6 protein-coding genes are annotated in these 26,344 nt (G+C 36.0%); 4 read left to right on the top strand and 2 right to left on the bottom strand.

Annotation, left to right across the window (positions count from 1 at the left end; translation table 11 throughout):
- Nucleotides 1-22: 22 nt before the first annotated feature.
- The gene (locus tag V1T75_RS08400; RefSeq protein ID WP_330488103.1) at nt 23-1,684 is read left to right on the top strand and encodes a sodium:solute symporter; all 1,662 of its coding nucleotides are present in this window, start codon (nt 23-25) and stop codon (nt 1,682-1,684) included.
- Here V1T75_RS08400 and V1T75_RS08395 read toward each other — a convergent pair.
- The gene (locus V1T75_RS08395) at nt 1,681-3,168 is read right to left on the bottom strand and encodes an NAD(P)H-hydrate dehydratase (protein WP_330488102.1); all 1,488 of its coding nucleotides are present in this window, start codon (nt 3,166-3,168) and stop codon (nt 1,681-1,683) included. The genes V1T75_RS08400 and V1T75_RS08395 overlap by 4 nt on opposite strands.
- Nucleotides 3,169-3,257: 89 nt before the next feature.
- Nucleotides 3,258-3,947: a (d)CMP kinase gene (gene cmk, locus V1T75_RS08390; RefSeq protein WP_330488101.1), complete on the bottom strand. Its 690-nt coding sequence runs from the start codon at nt 3,945-3,947 to the stop codon at nt 3,258-3,260.
- Nucleotides 3,948-4,217: 270 nt separating this feature from the next.
- Between cmk and V1T75_RS08385 the strand changes: the two genes are divergently transcribed.
- From V1T75_RS08385 to V1T75_RS08375, 3 genes are read left to right on the top strand one after another with little or no spacing between them, the layout of a single operon-like run.
- Nucleotides 4,218-6,398, top strand: coding sequence for an Ig-like domain-containing protein (locus tag V1T75_RS08385; RefSeq protein ID WP_330488100.1), 2,181 nt, complete (start codon nt 4,218-4,220; stop codon nt 6,396-6,398).
- Nucleotides 6,399-6,404: 6 nt separating this feature from the next.
- Nucleotides 6,405-8,234 (top strand): PorP/SprF family type IX secretion system membrane protein, encoded by a 1,830-nt coding sequence (locus tag V1T75_RS08380; RefSeq protein ID WP_330488099.1) that lies wholly within the window; start codon nt 6,405-6,407, stop codon nt 8,232-8,234.
- A 43-nt stretch (nt 8,235-8,277) separates the two neighbouring features.
- Nucleotides 8,278-26,343, top strand: coding sequence for a T9SS type B sorting domain-containing protein (locus tag V1T75_RS08375; RefSeq protein WP_330488098.1), 18,066 nt, complete (start codon nt 8,278-8,280; stop codon nt 26,341-26,343).
- Nucleotide 26,344: the final 1 nt, after the last annotated feature.

The raw sequence follows: 26,344 nt of genomic DNA, 5'->3' as shown, positions 1-26,344 counted from the left end.
TAACATATATACAAAATAAACCATGCAGCTAGTAGATTGGATTGTTCTTTCGGTAACTTTATTGTTTATTGTATTATACGGAGTTTGGAAAACCAGAGGAAGTAAAAATGTTGAAGATTATATAAAAGGAGGGAATGAAAGTAAATGGTGGACAATTGGTTTGTCGGTTATGGCTACACAAGCCAGTGCGATAACCTTTTTATCAACCCCAGGGCAAGCATTTCATAGCGGAATGGGATTTGTGCAGTTTTACTTCGGACTACCAATAGCCATGGTTGTTATTTGCTTGGTGTTTATTCCAATATACCACCGATTAAAAGTTTATACAGCCTACGAATATTTGGAAGGAAGGTTCGATCAAAAGACTCGAACCTTGACTGCGATTCTGTTTTTAATTCAACGTGGATTAGCAGCAGGAATTACCATTTTTGCACCAGCTATTATTTTATCAGCAGTATTGGGGTGGAATTTAATTACTTTGAATATCATTATTGGTGTTTTGGTAATTATTTACACCGTTTCTGGGGGAACCAAGGCAGTGAGTGTTACGCAAAAACAACAAATGGCTGTAATTTTTGCAGGAATGTTTGTGGCTTTTTATTTGATATTAGAGTATTTACCTGATGATATAACTTTTAGTAAAGCATTAGAAATAGCAGGAGCTTCCGATAAAATGAAAGTGCTTGATTTTTCTTGGGATTTGAATAACCGTTACACGGTTTGGACAGGTATTTTAGGAGGTACATTTTTAATGTTGTCGTATTTTGGTACAGATCAAAGCCAAGTACAACGCTATTTATCAGGAAAGTCATTACGAGAAAGCCAATTAGGGTTGATTTTTAACGGGCTGTTAAAAGTGCCGATGCAGTTTTTTATTCTGTTAGTTGGAGTGATGGTATTTGTATTTTATCAGTTTAATCCGTCACCGTTAAATTTCAATCCAAAATCCGGAGAAGCAATAGCAAATTCCAATCTTGAAACAATAGAGCAGTATGTTAAACTAGAAGAACAACATCGTTTTATAGAAGGAAGAAAAAAAGCGTTGATTTTTGAAGGGTTAACTCCTGCAAACGTAACACAACTTCAAGAATTTAACGAACAAGATAAGGTGCTAAAAGAAGAAGCAAAAACTATTATTTCAAAAGTAGCTCCATTGGTAGAAACAAACGATAAAGACTATGTGTTTATTCACTTTATTCTGAATAATTTACCCAAAGGGTTGATAGGTTTGTTGTTGGCAGTAATTTTATCAGCAGCAATGTCTTCTACAGCATCAGAACTAAATGCTTTGGGAGGTACCACAGCTATTGATTTATATAAGCGAAATACCAAAATAGAATACAGCGAAGAACATTATGTAAAAATGTCAAAGTGGTTTACCTTAGGTTGGGGTATTTTGGCAATTTTAGTCGCCTGTGTCGCTAATTTATTTGATAATTTAATTCAACTTGTAAATATTATTGGTTCTATTTTTTACGGAAACGTGCTGGGAATATTCTTATTGGCCTTTTTTATAAAACATGTAAAAGGAAATGCAGTATTTATTGCAGCAATAATTACACAATTAATCATTATAGCAGTTTGGTATATCGATTGGTTACCGTATTTGTGGTTAAATGCTTTAGGCTGTGGTTTGGTAATGTTATTAGCGGTAGTAGTTCAATCAACGTCTAAACAAAACTAACTTTTTTCTATTCGTAAAGCATCAATAATATCAGAAGCAATTAACGCATTGTATCCTTTTTTACAAGCGGCATCGTCACCTGCTTTTCCGTGAAAAAACACGCCTAACAAAGCAGCGTGTAAAGGTGGGTAATTTTGCGCTAATAAGCCTGTGATAATTCCTGTAAGTACATCACCGCTACCACCTGTTGCCATTCCTTGGTTTCCAGAAGTGTTGAAGTATAAATTTCCTTCAGGAGAAGAAACAGTAGTAAATGCATTTTTTAAAACCACGATGCATTCATGTCTTGCAGAAAATTCAAGTTGCTTTTGAAAACGTTCCGTTGAGGTGTCAGATTCTCCAACCAATCTATCAAATTCTTTAATATGTGGAGTTAAAATAGAATTTTTAGGAAGCAACGATTTCAATTCTTCGTTTTGGGCAATGATATTGATGGCATCGGCATCAATAACTAATGGGACATTGCTTTCTGAGAGTAGTTTTTTTACAAGTTGAGCTGTTGGGTTATGAATACCCAATCCAGGACCTATCGCGAGAACGTCGTATTTGGAAATTTCTGGGAGTTGGGTCACGAATTCTTCATTCTCATCGGTTAGGCACATAGCTTCTGGAATGGAAGATTGTATAATTTGATATCCACACTTAGGTACATAACTAGTTAACAAGCCTGCGCCACTTCGCAAGCAAGCTTTTGAAGAAAGTACTGCAGCTCCCATTTTTCCGTAAGAACCAGCAATTAATAATGCATGTCCATAACTTCCTTTGTGTGATTGACGCAACCGAGATATTAAAAGAGTAGTAATTTTATCGTTCAGAATAAAATAATTGCTTTCTTGTTGCTGAATAAAATCTTCATCTAAGCCAATATCAACCGTTTTCCAATTTTTTACAAACGTTCCATTTTCAGGGAAAAAGAAAGAAAATTTTGGTCGTTGAAAACTTACGGCTAAATCTGCTTGTACAACAGTTTTTGAATCAGGTAACTTATCACAATATAATCCTGAAGGAACATCAACAGCATACACAGTTTTTTTAGCGTTATTAATGCTTTCAATAACATGTTTTATAAAACCAGTAATAGGCTTGGAAAGGCCAAAACCAAAAATAGCATCAATAATCACGTCGTACTCAGAAAAATCAGGAACTTCACTAATAGACTTTATAATAATGGTATCATCAAGTTTTTGAAAATTAATATCACAATCTGGGCTAAGTGTATCTTTAAACTGAACTAAAAAAGGTTGTACAGTATATTTTTTACTTCTTAAAATTCTAGTAATAGCAAATCCATCACCACCATTATTACCAACACCACTAACAATGGCAATTTTTAGAGAGCGATTTAATAAAGGCTCAATGGCTTTTACAAACGCTAAAGATGCTTGTCCCATCAAAGCAAAAGAGGTAATTCCCTTTTTAGTAATAGTGTGTTCGTCTGCTTTTCGTATTTGAGTAACGTTGATTATTTTTTGAAGATTTTCCATGTAAGAAATTTACAACTTTACATAAAAAAAGCAAAAAGAAACCCACAAGAATTTTGTGGGTTTATTGTACTAATAATTAAAAGTAGTTTTTATTGAATTTTAGTGGAAACCAAACGCATAATACGTTCAAATTGTTCTTTAAGACCCATGTCAGAATTATCAAACTCAATAGCATCATCAGCTATTACTAAAGGAGAGTCTTTTCGAGTAGAATCTATTCTGTCGCGTTCTTGTACGTTTTGTAAAATTTCTTCGTAGTTCACCTTGTCACCACGATCTAATAACTCTTTATAACGACGCGTAGCGCGTTTGTCTGCAGAAGCAGTCATAAATAATTTTAGTTCAGCATTAGGAAAAACGACAGTTCCAATATCACGACCATCCATAACAATACCTTTGTTTTTACCCATTTCTTGCTGCTCACGAACTAACTTTTTTCTAATTTCAGAGATTTCAGCAACCTTGCTTACTAATTTAGAAACTTCAATGCTTCTAATTTCTTTTTCAACATTGGTTCCGTTTAAAAACATTTCAGCAAACCCCAATTCTTCATTAAAAGTGAAAGACAAAGAAATATTGGGTAAATCAGCAATTAAATCTTCTGGGTTAAAATGATTCTCAGAAATATAGTTTTGCTGCATCGCATACAAAGTAACAGCTCTGTACATTGCCCCTGTATCTACATATATATAGGCTAATTTTTTAGCTAATTGTTTGGCAATGGTGCTTTTTCCTGTTGATGAAAAACCGTCAATGGCTATGGTGATTTTCTGAGTCATGATTTGAAAAAATAGATAGCAAATATACGGTGGATTTTTAATATAGTTGAGAAGATTTAATGCTAGGAAGAGGTTTGTAGTGCTAGAGAATTTAACTGGTTGGTTAGTATTGTTTTATCATTAATTTTTTAGGTAAAGTAAAGCAGAAGAAAACTTTAGTTGCTTGTTAAAAATAGATTTTATATATTTCCCTATTAATTTTATTGGTTTTATTATAATTTTGTTAAGAAAAACTATAAATTTGACACCCCCTTTAAAAGGATCCCTTAAATGAAAAAATACACTAAAAGCATTTATCTACTTTTAGCGGCGTTTACGTTATATGTAACAAGTGCTGTGTCTCAGACTCTACAAAAGCCTGAAATACAGTTTGCGAGTGCTTGCAGTGGTTCTGTTATGGATTTCCCGGTGGAATTTAATTATTCAGGCTCATCTTTTAATACAGATAATGTGTTTACGATTGAATTATCTGATGCAGATGGAAATTGGGGAGCTCCAAGTAATGTAGGGACAGTTACAACAGAAAACTCTTCATTTAATTTTAACAGAACATTTAGATTACCTGACGATACATATGGAACTAATTACAAGCTGAGACTCGTGTCAACTTCACCAGCAATGATAGGGCCCGATTCAGATTCATTTGCAGCCTACAAATTCTCTACTGATGACCTGGTGTTAAATAATTATAACGATGTTGTACTCTGTGGAAGTGGATCTGCTGAACTTATATTAAACACTGATCTAAATGGAGCTTATCAATGGTTTAAAGATGATGTTTTATTAACCACAACAGAAGAGCCTAAATTGGAAGTTACGGAGTCTGGAAAATATCAAGTAAAAATTGATTATGGAGAATGTGGATATAAAGAGTCAACAATTTCTAATGTTATTATTTTAGACAATGCAGCCAAAGAAATTAAAGGTCCTTCAACAGTAGAAATTTGTGGAGATGAGTCACATACCTTTGAAGCAAACACAAATCGTTCTGGGTTAACTTATAACTGGTATTTGGATGGGGTTTTAGTTCATTCCTCTAATTTATCAACCTATACAACACCGACATCGGGACAGTTTGGGACTTATTATTTAGAAATAGACACAGGAACGTGTACAACAACGTCGAATAATGTTGTACTGCAACAACAAACCACTGCAGGGTATTCTGTAAATACAGAAGGAGCTCTCAAAAGAATTATACTACTAGGAGAAACAAAGGAGTTATGTATAACACATGATGCAGATCCTGCTGAAGTTACAATTGATTGGTTTAGAAATGGTTCAACAATGGGGTCAGCTGTTAGAAATCAACTATGTATAAATGCATCAACGCCAGGGGTCTATTATGCTAGGGTAACCAAAAGTAGTGGCTCGTCTTGTGATGCTGTTGTAGATTCTGAAAAGTTTACACTGTTAAATGTAACTTCATTTAACGCAACAATTAGAACAGAAACAGATTATGAAGAGTGTAACACGTCTAATACGAAATTAAGTATAGTAGGTGTTGTGGCTGAAGGAGAGGATGGGAATAATTATGATTTAACATCGGATCAAATTGCAATGTTAGGTTTTGAATGGAATAAAGATGGCGCAACTACTGGAGTTACAACCAATGAATATACAGTAAATTCATATGCGGATAATGGAACGTACACACTAAGTGTAAATTTTAATAGCATAGCAAGTACGTCAAATGAGCTAATAATTAAGCTAGCTGAAGTACCAGCAATAAGTAGCACTTCAACTTCTAACTCATTGTGTGCGGGTTCTTCTATAACGTATACAATAAATAATTATTTAGCAGGTTATACGTATCAATGGATTAAAGATGGTACAGATGATGTTACTCCAATTGATCCTCAAAATCTAATAGTAACAGAAGTAGGAGAGTATGTATTGAAGTATTCTGGCTACGGCTGTGATAATGAACTAGCACCTATAGAGGTAATTTTATTTGATGATTCAGCAGTAACAATTACACCTTCTGAGATTGTTGTAATGGAAGATGGAGGAAGTGCAACTATAACAGCATCAGGAGGAGAGTCTTATGAATGGTATCAAGGAGAAGATATTTCAGGAGCTTTGTTGTCAACAACAGAAGAATTAACAGTAAACTCTTTAGGTTTTTATACAGTAGCAGTAAAGGTAGGAGACTGTTCTGTGATAAGAACAGTAGAGGTGGTAGAGCCAGATGGACAAATAATAGTTCCAAATATTGTATCGCCAAATCAAGACGGAGCTAACGATACGTGGAAATTGTCAAACTCTTATGCTTACCAACCTAATGTGGAAGTTATTTTGTACAATTCTAGCGGAAAAGAAATTTTAAAAACAACCGATTATAAAAATGATTGGCCCATGGAAAGTCTAGGTAATCAGAAGATATTTTACTATAAGATTATTAAGGACGATAAATTGATAAAAGCAGGAACTATATCGGTAATAGATTAGATTTAGATGATAAAAAAAATTACTTTATTTATTATTTTCGTATTAAATGTGTTTGTTGTACAAGCACAATTTTCTGGTGGTGAGCAGCAATACAATAGTTTTAGCTCTCGTAACTTCATGAAATTTAATCGTTTTTTAACGGTACCTACATTCTCTGCATTGAGAGAAAATAAAACATCAATTTCGGCTATTGTAAGGAATAGCAATGTTGAATTTGAAGACAATCCTAGATTGTATTTAGCCGCCTACTCAGGAAAAATGCGGGAAAACGTAGGAGCAGGTTTGGCAATTTACCAACAAGAAGTAGGAGTGTTTAAAGATTTCGGTGCGCTAGCAAACTATGCGCATCGTTTGCAGTTAAATGAAACGATGGATTTAACCTTTGGTTTTAACTTTTTATACAGTAGAAGAAGTGCAGACGGCGTAAAAGTAAATTCAACCGACCCAGAACCTCAAATAGCTAATTATCAAGACATACCAGTTGTAAATTTTCAACCAGCAATTACCCTGTCAATAGGGAAATTTGATGTAGGCGTGTTTTTTGAAAATTTGTTAGACTTCAATATGAAAAAAAGCGAAATGGCTACTTCTTTTGGAGAGAAAACATTTTCAGGGCATTTAATGTATTCATACGAACTTACCTATGCTAAAGGACTTTTTGAAGGAGCAGATATACGAATGTTAGCAATGGCGAGAAAACCAGGAGAGGGTGAGTTTGGTTATGGAGCCAATGCTATTATAGATTTACCTAAAGCAGGTTGGTTAAAAGCTGGTTATGATAAAACCTACGGTATTTCAGCTGGAGTAGGAGTTAATTTATCTGAGAGTTTAGCAATTGGTTTTACCTATGAAAAAAGCAGTTTTGCAGCAACTAACGAAATAGGATTGATTTATAATTTTGGAAAAAAATCATTTACAAGAGAGCGCCCTAAAAGAAGAACAGGTAATGTAAAAGTTAGCCTTCCAGAAAGAACACCAAAAAGAGAGGTAGAATATAAAAACCCTGAACATAACGATTTATCGGATGAAATTCAACAAGCACAAGACTCTATTGATATTTTAAATAAAAAGGTAGATGAAGTGTTGCGTTTGCTGAAAAATCAACCAGCACCAAAAACGACTACAAATACAGTGATCATAAAAGACACTGTTCAAGCAAAAGATACATCATTAAAAAGAAGATCAAATAAACCGTGGCGAAAGAGCACGGTAACTCGTTCAGGTGGAGGAGGAACGATGTATTATGTGGTTTCAGACCAGTTTAGAAGCAAAGAAAATGCAGAAGCTTTGATAGACAAATGGTCGCGATTAGATATTGAAGCAAAATATGTATTTGAACCAAATAAAAAACTCTACTATGTCTATCTTGATAGGTTTGCCAAAGAGGAAGATGCAGAAGAAAAAGTAGATGACTTTAACGATAAAACACGTTTGTTTGAAAAGAATGATGAGCAAAAAGATAATTCAACTATAAAAGTTAAAAAAACTACGAAAGATCCAGTTTATGTGGTTAAAATCACCTTAGGAGGAGAGTTAAGTAGTTATGAAGAACCTAAAACACAACCACCTGCAAGAGTTTATCCAATGGATGCCAACGGAGTTGAACCAGGATACTACTTACGAGTATATGTAAACTCACAAAAAGCATTGGCAGATAGAAATGTAGATGAATTACGAAATGATGGTATAGATGCAGATTATTTTGTTGACCCCAAAACAGGGTATATGCATATTTATATTTTTAAAACAACAGACAGAGCAGAAGCAATTAAGATGTATAACACAAACTTAGATGGAGCCTTTTACGATCGAAAAGCAATCGTACAGATTAAATAACATAACTGAAGAACTTGATTAATTAATTCCCCCAATTGAAATTATGAAGAGAATAATTACCCTATTAATACTTGTATTACAAACTTATTATAGTTTTTCTCAGGAAAATCCAGAACCAGAAGCAAAACCAACAAATGTTGTAAGTGAAAAGGTTGGATATAAAAACTTAAGACAATCCTTATCGCAAAAAGGAAATTTAACAAGTGCAAAACCAGCATCTGGTTTTAGTCAGCGTACCATAAATCCAGATGGATCTACTGGTGGTATCAATATCAAAGGAAGTATTACTTTTATTGCCAATAACATTCTGAGTAGAGATAGTTATTGGAGAGATCCAAACGATCCTTATGACGGATCGAGCTCTAACGGTAATCTTGATATGCAGTATATTGATGTAGATAGCGATGGATCTACATTCTCATCAAGTTCAGATGTGTTAAACTTACCTATCTGTTCTAGAGTTGTATATGCAGGTTTATATTGGGCAGGAGTATATCCTAACGATACCTGGAGTGGGGGCTCTAGGTCTAGTGATTTTAACAAGATAAAATTCAAATTACCAGGAGGTGTTTACCAAGACATAGAAGCTGATGTTACAGATACTACAAAAAGGGAATTGATTTTTGATGACGGTTTTACTTATATATGTTATAAAGATATAACTACCGATATAAAAGGATTATCTGTAGTAAATCCTGACGGTCATAACGGTACTTATTTTGCTGCTAATATTAGAGGGATTAGAGGAGAAGATGTAAGTAATGGACTAGGAGGTTCAGCAGGATGGACAATGGTAATTATTTATGAAAATGAAACAGAGTCTAGTAAAAATATAGCTGTTTTTGACGGTTTTGCTGAGATTGATGGTAGTAATAATGTAGATTTATCATATTCAGGGTTTACTACAGTTCCAGTAGGACCAGATCCTTCAAATCCAGCACCAGTTAGAGCTAGTTTGTTAGCTGCAACTTTGGAAGGAGATAGAAGTATTACTGGTGATAGATTTCAAATTGAAGATATATTTAATACATATATAAGTCAATCAACCCCTTCAGTTAATCCAGCTAGTAACTTTTTTAATGGATCTATAAGTAGGTATGATAACTATGTAACTTCTCGTACACCAGATAGTGAAAATACATTAGGTTTTGATGTAGATTTATATCAGTTAAGCAATCCTAATAACAGTGTTATTACAAATGGACAAACCTCTGCTAATGTGAGGTTTACTACTAGTGGAGATGTATATTGGCCTTTTTTAAATGCGTTAGCTGTTGAAATTATTGAACCTAAAGTACAATTGATAAAAACAATTGAAGATGCTAGTGGAAATGATATACAAGGTACTCCAGTAGGTTTAGGTAGCGAGTTATTTTATAACATTAGTTTTCAAAATGTAGGAACAGATGATGCTAGCAATACAGTAATTACCGATAGATTACCTAAAAATGTAGATTTATTAACAACTACAGCACCTAATGGTTCAGTAGCTCCAGATGGAACACGTTTTGATATCGATTTGCCAACAGGGGTTTCTATAACTGCATATGATCCACCTAGTTCATCAAACGGTTTTAGAGCTGAATTGGAGCTGTCAGTGCCAGATAGTATGGTACTAGAAGGCGGAGCTTTGTACAATATTCGTATGCATGTTCAAGTGGTGACGGATTGTAGTCAGTTAAGAGATGTGTGTTCTAATGTTATTCAAAATCAGGCATTTGCAAGGTATGAAGGTGTTAGAGGAGGAGTAGTGGTTAATAATGAACCTAGTTATGCTGGTATTGACGATTGTGATTTTGGTATAGTAGGAACTTCAAACTTTTTAGTAGATACAAGTGGGTGTTCTTTTGAAACCACACAAGTAATGTGTGGGGGAAGTATAACATTAACTGCTGGTGCTGGATTTGAATCGTACGAATGGAGAGATGCTTCAGGAACCTTATTAGGAACTACCACAGTACCATTTTTTGACGTAACTGCAGAAGGAACTTATACCGTAAATAAAATAGCTTCAGCAGCTTCAGGCTGTATAAATGCTGATGAAACGATACATGTTGTAGGATATAATTCAGAACCTAATCCATTACAATCTTTTGCCGATCAAGTATTAACTTGCTCTAGTAATGGGGTAGAATTAGCAGAAATATATTTATGTGGAGACGGAGGGGCTAGAACGATTAATTTACCATTTGATCCTTCTTCAGCAACAACAGTTCAATGGTTTCAATTAGATGAAACTTCTTGCGCCGATGTAACAGAATCTGGCTGTCCTAATGTGAGTACTGCTTGTACTTGGAATGAAGTAGGGAGTGGAGAGTTTTCTATGAACTTTACCGATGCAGGGGAATTCCGTTTAGATGTTTTATACGATGGAAGATGTCCAAGAAGCTATTATTTTAACGTATATAAGGCAACATTAACTCCGGAAATAATTCCTCAAGACATAATTTGTGCCGTACCGGGTTCAATTACCATTAATAATATTCCAAGTGGATATCAATACAGTTTAACCGGTCCAGGAGGCTATAGTGCAGCTTTTCAGGATAGTAATGTTTTTTCAGGATTGACAACTGCGGGGAATTATAATCTTTCTATTCGTGTAAACAATGCTTCAGCTGCATCGTGTGTGTATACTTTTCCTCCAATTAATATTGAGGAAAATAATATAGATGTAGATGTTATTACAACTACTATGCAGTGCTTTAATGATTTAGCACAAATAAGGGTTCAAGTAAACAATGTTCCAGGAGATTATACCTACGAGTTATTACAAGGAGGAAGTGTTGTAGGAACGGAAGGTCCTACAGCGAATAATGATTTTACGTTTGATGTTACCGATGGAGGAACTTATACAGTTAGAGTATCAACACCTCAATGTTCTGCTTCAGAAATAGTGGTTATCAATGAACCAGATGAACTGGTGTTTACAGCGTTAAAAGTCAAAGACATAACCTGTGAAGCAGGTAGCTCAGATGGAATTATTCAATTAACAGCAAGTGGAGGAACATTAGACACCTCGTCAGGAAATAATTATAATATTGCTGTATGGACAAGTCAAGGAACAGACTTATACGCTAGTGTTGCAGACGTACCAAGTACAGCATTTTTAACACCAGCTGCAAATCCTTATACATATAATGTACCTATAGGAAGTGAAGGAACCTACCGTTTTATAGTCTTTGACGATAATAATTGTCATACTATTTCTAATCCGATAGAAATAACTGTAGAACCAGAATTGGTTTTTAATCATACAGAAACAGATGTTACTTGTAATGGTGCTAATGATGGAATTATCAATGTTCAAACTAGTGATAATTTAGGGTATGCTATAGAGTATAGCATAAATAATACAGATTGGTACACCAGTGGAACGTTTTCAAACTTATCAGCTGGAAATTATACTATATACATTAGGGCTTCTAAGAACGCATACCAATGTTTATATCAAATTTCAAATATTGAAATAACAGAGCCTGAACCACTTAGTGCAGAGGTAGTTAAAGAAAGAGATTACAATTGTGGTGCAGGAGGAAAAATTAGGTTTTTTAATGAAACTGGAGGAACTTTAGGTTATGCCTACGGTATAGGTACAGTAGATACTAGTGGAAATGTAACAAGTATTAATTATTACTCTTTTGATTCAGGAGGATCTGCCGAAGCTGTATTTAATAGTTTACTTCCAGGAACTTACCGTTTGTATATACGAGATGCAAATGGATGTGTATATGAAATACCTGGAGATATTACGATTGAAGATTCTCCGAATGCGCCTAATTTAGTGCCAGCAATAACATATAATTGTAATGGAACAGGAAATGTGGTGTTAGGGCCAGCCTCTGAAATAAAAAATAATTTTGAATATTCATTAGATGACGGACCAACAACCAACATTAATAACTTTCCTAATTTAGCTCCAGGGCCTCATAAGATTTTAGTATATTATAAGGGGCAAGATTGTAGTACACAGGTTAATTTTATTATTGAAAGTAATAAAGAATTTTCGGGTAGTATTATAGCTTCTTCAGATAGTGAATGTTTCGGGTCAGATAACGGAAGTGTAACAATCTCAGCTAGCAATGTAATTGGTGGAAGTTTTGAATATTCTGTAGATGGAGGAATTACGTGGTCGATTACAGCCGATAATCCGTATAGAGTTGTAGGTTTAGCCGCAGGTACATACAATGTATCAATAAGAGAAACTGATGGAGGTCAAACGTGTGAGATAGACTTAGGAAATGTTACAATTGGGCAACCAACTGAGTTGACCTTGTCTGCATCAGTAACTCAGGAAATAACCTGTAATACAGCCACAGGAACCATAACAGCTTCAGCAACAGGAGGAATCCCTCCATATACATTTAGTATTGATGGTGGAGCTACTTGGCAAACATCACCAACTTTTACAAATGTACCGCCAAGAGCGACAGACTATATTGTAATGGTCAGAGATAGTAGAAATTGTAATGAATGTGGATGTACTGCTAATTTATTTGAAAATGGAGGTTTCGAACAACCTACAGAAACAGCAACCACCTATAGGTTAATAAATGAAGACGATGTACCTGGTTGGGATTCTACAGCAGCTGATAATTTAATTGAAATTTGGTATAATGGGTTTAATGGAGTAACTCCACACGAAGGAAATTCTTTTGCAGAATTAAATGCTAATGCGGTTTCTTCATTATATCAAGAGTACTGCACACAACCAGGAGATGTAATTTCTTGGTCTGTTGCTCATAGAGGTAGAAGCGGTACTGATGTGGCTACCGTAAAAATAGGAGACGACTTAGCTACGGCATCTGTGGTTGAAACAATGTCAGATGGAAACTCAGCTTGGGGAGTTTATACTGGTACCTATACAGTTCCTGTTGGACAATCTACCACAATTATAGCTTTCGACGCATTGTCTACTGCTGGAGGAAATAGAACTGTAGGTAACTTTATAGATGATGTACAAATCAACATAGCAAGAACTAACTGTATACCAGTAAGTGTTCCTTTAAACGACCCATCTACAGTTGCTTTTACTGTAACACCGGTAGTTTGTTACGATGGTTCAAACGGTGCATTAACCGTGAATGTAACTTCGGGTAATAATGATTACCAGTTTAGTTTAGACAATGGAACTACATGGCAAACACCTAATGCAGCGACGCCAACAGAATATACTTTTACAGGATTAACAGACGGTACCTATGATATTATGGTACAAGATGGAAGAGGATGTAATGACACACAACAGGCAACAATTTTACCACAAGTAACAGCTACAGTAACTACGGTAAGTGCAACATGTAATGATGGTCAAATCGTTATAACACCGAATGGAGGCGATGGAAGCTATCAATATTATATAGAAGAAACTTCTAATGCTATTACACCTATTACGACAAGTACGAGTCCAGTGAATGTACCATCAGGTACCTATAATGTATACGTACGCGACAAGAATGGAGGGGCAAATTACTGTGAGTTTATGACTACAGTAACGGTAAATCAAATAGCAGATCCAACGCTTACTACTTCATCGGTACAACCTAATTGTAGTACAGACACAGGAACAATTAATGTAACAGTAGCCAATGGTACAGCCCCATATACAGTAACGGTAACGGGTCCAGGTTCACCACCAGCACAAGGACCTTCAACAGATGTAAATTATACATTTACAGGTCTTGGAGATGGGACGTACCAAGTAACAGTAACAGATGCCAATGGATGTATATCATCATCATCATCAGAAACAATTACAGTTCCATCAGCCTTAACAGGAGGGAGCGTATCAGGAACAGATTTAATGTGTAGTTCTTCAGGGACTGTTTTAGGAACAATCACATTTACAGCTCCAACAGGAGGTACACCAACTTATTTGTATTTTTATAAATTAATAACAGATACTACTTATACACAAGCAGGAAGTACTACAGTAACGAATTTAGGACCTGGTATATATGATACGAGAGTTGTAGATTCTAATGGTTGTATTTTAGACTTGAATCAAGTAACGATTGCAGATTTACCAACAGAACCAGTATTAAGCACATCGGTAGCCTATAATTGTGATGGAACAGGTAATATAACAGTTACACCATTAGATGCGGGTTATGTTTATACATTAGATGGAGGAACATCGCAAACAGGGAATAATGTATTTAACAATGTAGCAGTAGGAGTTCATACAGTATCTGTAGAGTATGGAAGTAACTGTACAACAGAGATAACAGTAAATGTAGAGCCAAGTCAGGAGTTTACAGCGACAGTAGTAGGTCAAACGAACCCAACATGTATTGGAGATTCAGATGGAACCATTACGGTTGAAGCATCTTTTCCATCAGGAGCACCCGCTTCTTTTGATTATTCAACAGACGGAGGAGCTACTTGGGTAAATTCAGGAGTGAATCCATATGCAATACCGGGCTTTACAGCAGGTACACATAACATTCAAATACGTCCAACTGGTGTGGTGTCAGGTTGTGATGTACCGTTAGCAAGTGTAACGTTATCAGATCCAACCGCGATTGTAGTAACGGCTTCAATAACGAAAGAAGTAACTTGTAGTCCAGCAACAGGAGCAACAATTACCCCAACAGCAAGTAACGGAAATGGAGGGCCATATACCTATGAGTTATTTGATTCAACAAATGCCTCTGTATCAACTACAAGTCCATTTACGGATGTACCAGCAGGTACTTATACAGTAGTAGCTACAGATAGATTAGGATGTGTATCGGCACCAGTTTCAGTAACCGTAAATCCAGTAATAACAGTTGCTTTTACTGTAACACCGGTAGTTTGTTACGATGGTTCAAACGGTGCATTAACCGTGAATGTAACTTCGGGTAATAATGATTACCAGTTTAGTTTAGACAATGGAACTACATGGCAAACACCTAATGCAGCGACGCCAACAGAATATACTTTTACAGGATTAACAGACGGTACCTATGATATTATGGTACAAGATGGAAGAGGATGTAATGACACACAACAGGCAACAATTTTACCACAAGTAACAGCTACAGTAACTACGGTAAGTGCAACATGTAATGATGGTCAAATCGTTATAACACCGAATGGAGGCGATGGAAGCTATCAATATTATATAGAAGAAACTTCTAATGCTATTACACCTATTACGACAAGTACGAGTCCAGTGAATGTACCATCAGGTACCTATAATGTATACGTACGCGACAAGAATGGAGGGGCAAATTACTGTGAGTTTATGACTACAGTAACGGTAAATCAAATAGCAGATCCAACGCTTACTACTTCATCGGTACAACCTAATTGTAGTACAGACACAGGAACAATTAATGTAACAGTAGCCAATGGTACAGCCCCATATACAGTAACGGTAACGGGTCCAGGTTCACCACCAGCACAAGGACCTTCAACAGATGTAAATTATACATTTACAGGTCTTGGAGATGGGACGTACCAAGTAACAGTAACAGATGCCAATGGATGTATATCATCATCATCATCAGAAACAATTACAGTTCCATCAGCCTTAACAGGAGGGAGCGTATCAGGAACAGATTTAATGTGTAGTTCTTCAGGGACTGTTTTAGGAACAATCACATTTACAGCTCCAACAGGAGGTACACCAACTTATTTGTATTTTTATAAATTAATAACAGATACTACTTATACACAAGCAGGAAGTACTACAGTAACGAATTTAGGACCTGGTATATATGATACGAGAGTTGTAGATTCTAATGGTTGTATTTTAGACTTGAATCAAGTAACGATTGCAGATTTACCAACAGAACCAGTATTAAGCACATCGGTAGCCTATAATTGTGATGGAACAGGTAATATAACAGTTACACCATTAGATGCGGGTTATGTTTATACATTAGATGGAGGAACATCGCAAACAGGGAATAATGTATTTAACAATGTAGCAGTAGGAGTTCATACAGTATCTGTAGAGTATGGAAGTAACTGTACAACAGAGATAACAGTAAATGTAGAGCCAAGTCAGGAGTTTACAGCGACAGTAGTAGGTCAAACGAACCCAACATGTATTGGAGATTCAGATGGAACCATTACGGTTGAAGCATCTTTTCCATCAGGAGCACCCGCTTCTTTTGATTATTCAACAGACGGAGGAGCTACTTGGGTAAATTCAGGAGTGAATCCATATGCAATACCGGGCTTTACAGCAGGTACACATAACATTCAAATACGTCCAACTGGTGTGGTGTCAGGTTGTGATGTACCGTTAGCAAGTGTAACGTTATCAGATCCAACCGCGATTGTAGTAACGGCTTCAATAACGAAAGAAGTAACTTGTAGTCCAGCAACAGGAGCAACAATTACCCCAACAGCAAGTAACGGAAATGGAGGGCCATATACCTATGAGTTATTTGATTCAACAAATGCCTCTGTATCAACTACAAGTCCATTTACGGATGTACCAGCAGGTACTTATACAGTAGTAGCTACAGATAGATTAGGATGTGTATCGGCACCAGTTTCAGTAACCGTAGATGCTATTGAAACGATTACATTTACAGCTGAACCTCAATGTTATGATGGAACGAATGGACAAATTGTAGTAACAGTTACCACTGGTAACAATGATTATATTTTCAGTTTAAATGGTACGACATGGCAACAACCAACACCATTAACATCAAATACTTATACTTTTACAGGATTGTCAGATGGTACGTATACAGTATACGTACAAGATGGTAGAGGTTGTACAGTTAATACACCAGTAACTATTAATCCACCATTACTAGCTACTGCTGATGTGACAAATGCAAGCTGTAATGACGGAGAAATTTTAATAAATCCTTCAGGAGGAACGGGTGTAGGAACTTATGTGTTTTCAGTAGTAACGAGTGGTTCAGCGGCAACGACTTTTAGCACAACAAACCCAGTTACAAGAGGAGTAGGTACTTACGATGTTTATGTTAGAGATAATAATGGAGTAGTTCCATATTGTGAATATGTTATTCAAAATGTAGTTATAGACACTGTAACACCAGTTGAAATTACAGGAACAGCAAATGAACCAACATGTAATGGAGATGCAGGTAGTGTAGATGGTCAAATTGTGGCAAATACAGGACAGTCTCCACATACTATTGTTATTAGAGATAGTTCAAATACAGTTGTTGATACGATTAATAATTTTTCTGGAACGAATTTTAGTTTTAACAGTTTAGTAGCCGACTCGTATACAATTACAATTACAGATGCTTTAGGGTGTAGTGATACGTTTAGTTTCTCATTAACGAATCCACCAGCGATTCCAATGAATATAGAGCCAGTATTACCAACTGATTGTACAACTATTACACCGGCAAATACGGGGATTGATTTCAATTTTGGAAGTTTAACTTTGGCAAGTTTTGCTCCGTATACTTTAGAATATACGATAGACGGTTCTACTTGGATAGATATGAGCACTTTAGTTCATTCTATTAGTGTGCCACCACACCCAACACCAGGAGATAACTTATATTCAGTTAGAGGTTTAACACCTGGGCAGGTATATTATCCAGCAATTAGAATAATGGATGGAACTACTATTAGGTGTCAAGTTAACAATGGAATATTTGTAATGCCTTTCCAAGTGAGTGGTATTGTGGTAAATGTTACTCCAAGTGGTGATTGTACTACTGGTTATAGTGTAACAGTAGAAGCAGTTAATGGTGTGGGACCTTTTGAATTTGGAATTAGTACAGACGATCCAATAAATACCAATACTTGGTATCCTGCTGATGATCCAATAGGAGATCCAAGGGTTAAAGTTTTTGACAATATTATTCCTGGTTTAAATTATCAGTTCTTTGTAAGGGACACAAGTACAGGTTGTATTGAAATGAATGATGATCCAATTGATTATTCAGCAATAGATTCTACTTTTGATGTCAATATTACATCAACTGTAAACAATCAATCATGTGATGGAGCTAATAATGGGCAAATAGAGTTTACTATAGAAGATACTGATGGTGTTTTAGCAGGAAATACACTAGGATGGGAGTTGTATAATGGAATAACAGATTCACCTTTAGGAATTACAGGTACCATCTCAAGTGCAGAAACGTATCCTTATACTTTTAACGTGCCACCTACCGCAACTTTAAACCCAGGTTTATACTTTATAGTCATAGAAAGTAGTTCTGGAGGAGTATGTCAATGGGCAAGTGGAGATGTAGAAATTTTAGAAGGAGCACCTATAACGGGGAATCTAAATGTATTGAATAATATTACATGTAGCGTTGATGGTTCAGTAAGAGTAGAAAATGTTTCAGGAGGTTTTCCTGGATACACATACAATGTAACCTCAGTAACAAATTCAACATTAGTTACACCTATAACATTAACAGGGAATACATTTAATATAACTTATAGTGATGTTGTAGATACAACTTTACCAGTAAACGTTACCGTTGAAGTTGTAGATACGAATGGTTGTTCTGAAACTTTCGGACCAGTAGCCTTAAGTGTAAGTCCTTCACCAGTAATTAATTTAGATACTGTAGTAAGTTGTGACACTAATAAAACAATTACAGTTTCTGCGTCCAATGGTTTAGCCCCTTATCAATATGCTATTAATGGAGGAACTTTTACATCACCAACTTCAACCCCGCACACATTTAGTGCATTAACATCAGGTAGTTATGATGTTGTTGTTAGAGATGCAAATGGTTGTACAGATAGTTTGACAGGTATTATAGTTCATCCCGATATCGACTTTAATTTACAAGTAACTCAGAATGCAATTTGTACAGTTGATGGAGAGGTGACATTAAATATTACTTCAGGAGCTGGTGGTGATTATAGTTATAGTGTAGATGGTAATCCGGCAGTAAATATAGGAACAGCTACAACTACAACTATTACGCTTGCACCAGGAACCTACAATATTACAGTTTCTGATGCTACTTCTGGATGTTCAGGTACTAAGGAAGTTACAGTTCAAGACCCTGTTCTACCTAGTTTTACACACGTTGTAGAAAATAGCTTATGTTCAGGAGATAATTCGGGAGTAATAACCTTAACAGCTACGGACAATGGAATTTTACCAATAACCTATAGCATAAGTCCAGTAGCAGGAACAATTACAGGAAATGTAATTTCCGATTTACCGCCAGGAACGTATGCTGTTACAGGTACTGCCTCAAATGGATGTGATACAACCATTACTGGAATTGTAGTAACAGAATACACAGCAGTAGTACCAAGTACACCAAATGTTACTGAGTTTGCATGTACAACAGGTAACACAGTTAATGTAGCCTCAGTAGAATTGCCAGTTGGTACAGCAGGAGGTTCAGGAACTTATACACGAGTTGTGTTTACATATACACCAAATTCAGGAGCAGTTGAAACATTAGACTCAAGTAATTTTGTGTTTACAACGACAAATATTTCTGGAGGAACAGTAGATATTGTAGTGTATGATGATCAAGGATGTTCAGGCACAACTTCCGCAACAATTCAACCATTTAATGAATTGAGCAATCCAGTAGTTACATTAGATACAGCAATAACTTGTTCAGCAGGAGAAGATATTACGGTTTCTTATACATCTACGGTGCCAGTAGCTACAAATATTACTATTGTAGGAATTAATGGAAACACTTATGCTGCAGTAACACAAAATAGTGTTACTTCGGGTGATTTTAATAATCTACCGACAGGAGATTATGAAATAACGATAGCAAATCCAACAACAGGATGCGAGTTAGTAAGCTATTACACAGTTGATGAAGAACCGACCTTTGACATTCTTATAACAGATGTAGAAGATGTAGATTGTAAAGGAGATAGTAATGGAAGTGTTGTATTAAGTTTTAGCTCTAGTACACCTTATACTAGTGGTTATACCTATACTGTTTATACAGCGTCAGGTACAGCAACCACAATTACAGGTGTAGGAACTGGAGGCACCCCAACAACAATTACAGGTTTATCGGCAGGTACTTATTATGTAAGAATAGATATGGGAGCTAATTCTCCATTCTGTGAAGCACAAAGCGCTAATTTTACCATTGTAGAACCAGTTGATCCCTTATCAGTATCTGGAGTTGTAAATCCGGTAGTAAGCTGTAATAGCGGTTCAGATGCAACGGTAACAGCAACAGCAATAGGAGGTTGGGGTACTTATGTATATCAGTTAGAGGAAACATCTAGCCCAGGAGTTGCTTATGCAGGAAATGTATATAGTACCAACAATATCTTTACAGGATTACCTGCTGGAGACTATACCGTAGTAGTAAGAGATAAAGATGGGGTCGCAGGAACCTACTGTGAAGCAAGTACTCAAATACTAATAGTAAATCCAACACCAGTAACATTTACAATTGCTGAGATAGATAATGTATGTGATACTTCAATAGGAGGAAGTATTGAAGTAAATGCAGCAGGAGGTACAGGTACTTATACCTATACGCTGTCTAATTCAGGTGGAGTTGTAGAGACTCAGATTTTGACCGCTACTACGTATACATTTACAAACTTACCAGCAGATACCTATACGGTAAACGTGGTAGATTCAAACGGATGTGATGCCGGTACGCCAACCAATGTTACAATTAATCCAAAGGTGAATTTCTCATTGGTAGAAACGAAGAAAGTAGATTGTTCTGGATCACCAGATGGAGTAGTAACCGTTGATTTAGTAAATTGGACTTCAGGAACAAGTAATTACGAGTATGATGTTTCTGGCTCTGTAGATGGACCATTGGCAAGCAATGTCGTTATAACCAGTGACCCTTTTACCATTACAATTCCGAGTACCTATACCACACCGCAAACGTATACAGTTAGGGTACGTGATTTGGATGCAACACCAGTATGTGATGTTTCAAGAACTATTGAAATTCAACCAGAGATAAGACCAGAGTTTACACCAGAGGTAACTGCAAGCTTATGTTCAGGAGATAATTCGGGAGTAATAACCTTAACAGCTACGGACAATGGAATTTTACCAATAACCTATAGCATAAGTCCAGTAGCAGGAACAATTACAGGAAATGTAATTTCCGATTTACCGCCAGGAACGTATGCTGTTACAGGTACTGCCTCAAATGGATGTGATACAACCATTACTGGAATTGTAGTAACAGAATACACAGCAGTAGTACCAAGTACACCAAATGTTACTGAGTTTGCATGTACAACAGGTAACACAGTTAATGTAGCCTCAGTAGAATTGCCAGTTGGTACAGCAGGAGGTTCAGGAACTTATACACGAGTTGTGTTTACATATACACCAAATTCAGGAGCAGTTGAAACATTAGACTCAAGTAATTTTGTGTTTACAACGACAAATATTTCTGGAGGAACAGTAGATATTGTAGTGTATGATGATCAAGGATGTTCAGGCACAACTTCCGCAACAATTCAACCATTTAATGAATTGAGCAATCCAGTAGTTACATTAGATACAGCAATAACTTGTTCAGCAGGAGAAGATATTACGGTTTCTTATACATCTACGGTGCCAGTAGCTACAAATATTACTATTGTAGGAATTAATGGAAACACTTATGCTGCAGTAACACAAAATAGTGTTACTTCGGGTGATTTTAATAATCTACCGACAGGAGATTATGAAATAACGATAGCAAATCCAACAACAGGATGCGAGTTAGTAAGCTATTACACAGTTGATGAAGAACCGACCTTTGATTTATTAATTACGGATGTTCAGAATGAAACTTGTAGAGCTAATGATGACGGTAGTGTGTTAATGAGTTTTAGTGCATCAACGCCGTATGGAGGTAATTATGATTATAGCGTATATAATGCTAGTGATGATTCTATTTATAGAACACTAACAGGACAAACAGGGAATTCACCTATCGCTAATTTAGAAGCAGGGACCTACTATGTAATTGTAACGATGAGAAGTACGCCAAACTGTGAAGTAAGAACTCCAAACTTTACCATTTACCAACCAGATGCAGAACTCCAAATTTCAGCAGTTGTAAACCCACTGGTAAGTTGTACAAATAATTCAGATGCTACAATTACAGCAACAGCAACAGGAGGTTGGGGTACTTATGAATATCAGTTAGAAGATTACAATACAGGAGCAGTTATAGCAAGTTACACATATAACACAAATAACATTTTCACCGGAATTGCCTCAGGTGATTATAGAGTTAGTGTAAGAGATGGTAACGGTTGCCCTCGATCTACAAGAGTAATAGTAGATAACCCAACACCAGTAACATTTACAGTTACTGAGTTTGATAATGTATGTGATACTTCAGTGGGAGGAAGCATTGAAGTAAATGCAGCAGGAGGAACAGGTACTTATACCTATACATTATCAAATGCAGGTGGGGTAGTGTCTTCTCAAATTTTGACAGCTACTACGTATACATTTACTAATTTACCAGCAGATACCTATACCGTAAATGTGGTAGATTCAAATGGATGTGATGCAGGAACCCCAACGAATGTAACGATTAATCCGGATGTGAATTTCTCATTAGCAGAAACAAAGAAAGTAGACTGTTCAGGATCACCAGATGGAATAATAACTGTTGATTTAGTGAATTGGATTTCAGGTACTAGTAATTACGAGTATGATGTTTCAGGTTCTGTAGATGGCTCATTAGCTACCAATGTTATTGTAACTAGTGACCCGTTCACAATTACAATTCCAAGTACCTATACCACACCGCAAACATATACAGTTACGGTGCGTGATTTGGACGCAACACCAGTATGTGATGTTTCAAGAACTATTGAAATTCAACCAGAGATAAGACCTGAATTTATAGCAACAGCATCAGTAAATAACATTTGTTTTGGAAGTACTGATGGAGAAATAACCCTTACGCCAACGGATAACGGAATTTTACCATTAACATATACAATAAGCCCTGATCCTAATGGAGAAAGTGGAGTTTCATCGAGTTCTAATGTGGTGTTTGCGAACTTACCAGCAGGAACGTACGCTATAACAGGAACTGGTTCTAATGGGTGTGCTACAACAACGAATGTAACAATTGATGAGAATCTTGTAATAGATATCTCAAATGCTATTACAGTAACGCAGTTTGCTTGTACAACAGGTAATACAACTAATAATGCGATAATAGCGGTAGATAGAAGTGCAATCACAGGAGGAACAGGGAATTATATTCGTGTAGTATTTTTAGATGCAGGAGGTAATGTATTACAAGATGATAGTAACTTTACATACATCTCTACAGATATTGCAGGTGGTACTTACACAGTAAATGTATATGATGAAAATAGTAATTGTTTCGGTTCAGATACAGCAGTAATAACTCCTTTTACACCAATGACAGATGCTACTATTACAGTAGACAAAGCAATTGATTGTAGTACTGGAGAGAATATTACTGTAAAAGTACAGCCAGATGTTGCAAATGCAGAGTATACAATAACTGGGGCTAATACTGGACATACAGCCACACAAGTAGTTTCACTAGGAACTGATTCAGCTGTGTTCATCGATTTACCAGAAGACAATTATACAATTGAAATCCTAAACCCTGTTACAGGTTGTATTTTTGAAACATATCACGCAGTAGAGCCTGCTCCCGAATTTGATGTATTGGTAAGCAATATTCAAAGAGCATGTTTTGGAGGAACGGGAAGTGTAGATATAAGCTTTGGTACAGAAACTCCTTATGCAGATGTGTATAATTACGAAGTTTTTGTTGTAGGTGGAGGATCTGTAGCAACAGGTTCAGGAACAGGAGGAACCCCTACTACTATTTCAGGGTTAGCGCCAGGAGAATATTATGTAGTGATTACAATGCCAAATACACCATTCTGTACATCTCAAACAGAAAACTTTATAATTGAGCAACCAACGTTAGATTTATCTGTATCAGGCACGCCAACATATATTAATTGTAATATTTCTGATTCAGGTGAAATCTTATTAACAGCCGAAGGTGGTTGGGGAGTTTATCAATATCAGTTAGTAAACAATACAACAAGTACTACTGTTCAAAACTTTAGTAATGTAACAAGAATTACAGGCTTAAGTGCTGGTAGTTATACAGCTACAGTTCAAGACAGTAACGGATGTACCGCTACATTTGATTTTACACTAGACAATCCTGTACCGATGAATGCAGATGTAAATGTTGTAGAAAATCAATGTGAAGGAGAGTATACAGCAAGTATTGAAGTGACTAATGTAACAGGAGGTCAAATGCAAGACACAACGATTAGTTACACATATATATTAATGTATCCTGATGGAGTTACAAGAGTAGAACAATCATCTAATATTTTTACTAATTTACCAGCAGGAGCTAATTATCAAATAACAGTAAGAGATAATAAATACAGTTGTCAATACATAACAACTAGAGATATTGTTGATCCAACAGAAGTTGTTGCCTCTGCTAATATAACTGCCGATATTACATGTAATAATCCATTTGCTACAGTTGAAATGTCAGCTATTGGAGGTACTGGAGTATATGAGTTTAGTGCAGATGGAGTAAATTATAGTGTTGTAACTATTTTTAGTGTAGGAGCAGGAACTCATACCTTCTATGTAAGAGACGAAAATAACTGTGAAGATACAGTTGTAGTAACAGTAGACGCTTATGAACCATTAGTGCCAACATTACTTATTGACTCTGGATTCGTAACTTGTAATGGAGATGCAAATGGAGTATTATCTGCAAGTGTTACTGGAGGTTTTGGCAACTATGAATACCAACTACTAGATGATAGCAATAATATCATTGTAGACTGGCAAGCGTCAAATAGTTTTGGAAGTTTAGATATAGGAACCTACAAAATTAATGTAAGAAGTACCAATAGATTTGGAGAGCAGTGTATTGAAGAAACAACAACACATACAATTCAGCAGCCAGAACCATTGGTAGTTGATGAAAACCATACTAATGTAAGTTGTTTTGGAGGAAATGATGGTACGATTACAGTTTTAGCTTCTGGAGGAAATTTAACAGGATATGAGTATAATATTAGTACAGACCCTACAAATAAGTTTGTTACAGATAATGTATTTAGAAACTTAACAGCAGGTACATATACCATTACCGTTAAAGATAAATTAGGATGTCTTGATGTTATTGATGTAGTAATTGATCAACCACAAGAGTTTACTGCAACCTTAGTAGGAGTAACAGAACAAGTATGTATTGACGATGCTACACCAACAATAACCTTAGACGTACAAGGAGGTACACAACCTTATTATGTAAGTATTAATAATGTTGAGTTATCTACGCAGTATACTACTAATACAATAGTATTAGGTGCTACTGAAAATATTCAAGCAGGTACATCGTACTATATAACTGTGAGAGATGAAGCAGGTTGTAATGTTGTAGATCCTATTCGAGTAACTACAGGAGAACCGGTAGACCTACAGTTAACAGTAGATTTTGAATATACGTGTCCAACAGGCAATATTATCTTAGCGATAGTAGATGATACTTACAGAAATAACATGTCGTATACATTATATGATGGGGCAAATACACCAATAGCGACCAACACGACAGGTGAGTTTATTGATGTGCCAGCAGGATCAGGTTATTATGTTACAGCAACACATACAATAAGCTCTTGCTCTCAAAGTTCTACTAGTAGTCCTATTGATATAGTAGATTATCAACCACTAACCTTAGATATAGACGATTCGGTTAAAAACACGCTAATAGCAAACGCTTCATTCGGATTACCACCTTATGAGTATAGTGTTGACGGAGGTGATTTCGGACCAGACAATGAGTTCTTAATTTTACAAACAAAAGACTATACCATTACAGTTAGAGATGCTAGAGGTTGTGAGGTTACGGTAACTGTAAGAGGAGAGTACATATCTATATTTATTCCAAACTTATTTACACCAGATGGAGATGGAATAAACGATTACTGGTACCCTCGTGAAGTGGAAGATTATCACGATATTAAAGTGTTTATTTATGATAGATATGCACGTAATATTGCAGACTTTAAAGGAACCGTTGAAGGATGGGATGGTACTTATGAAGGTACTCCGTTACCATCAGGAGATTATTGGTATACTATTTACTTTAAAGAGTTATCAGGTCAAGAGAAGAAAATAATGGGACATTTTACACTATATAGATAAA

Origin of the sequence: Tenacibaculum sp. FZY0031, assembly GCF_036350695.1 — a bacterium.
In the GTDB taxonomy this organism is placed as follows: domain Bacteria; phylum Bacteroidota; class Bacteroidia; order Flavobacteriales; family Flavobacteriaceae; genus Polaribacter.
This window is presented reverse-complemented; position numbering and strand designations above follow the sequence as displayed.

What these genes read in the sequence shown, in the direction of transcription:
- V1T75_RS08395 (WP_330488102.1), bottom strand. Translation starts at nt 3,168, where the DNA reads ATGGAAAATCTTCAAAAAATAATCAACGTTACTCAAATACGAAAAGCA.
- V1T75_RS08400 (WP_330488103.1), top strand. Translation starts at nt 23, where the DNA reads ATGCAGCTAGTAGATTGGATTGTTCTTTCGGTAACTTTATTGTTTATT.
- V1T75_RS08375 (WP_330488098.1), top strand. Translation starts at nt 8,278, where the DNA reads ATGAAGAGAATAATTACCCTATTAATACTTGTATTACAAACTTATTAT.
- cmk (WP_330488101.1), bottom strand. Translation starts at nt 3,947, where the DNA reads ATGACTCAGAAAATCACCATAGCCATTGACGGTTTTTCATCAACAGGA.
- V1T75_RS08385 (WP_330488100.1), top strand. Translation starts at nt 4,218, where the DNA reads ATGAAAAAATACACTAAAAGCATTTATCTACTTTTAGCGGCGTTTACG.
- V1T75_RS08380 (WP_330488099.1), top strand. Translation starts at nt 6,405, where the DNA reads ATGATAAAAAAAATTACTTTATTTATTATTTTCGTATTAAATGTGTTT.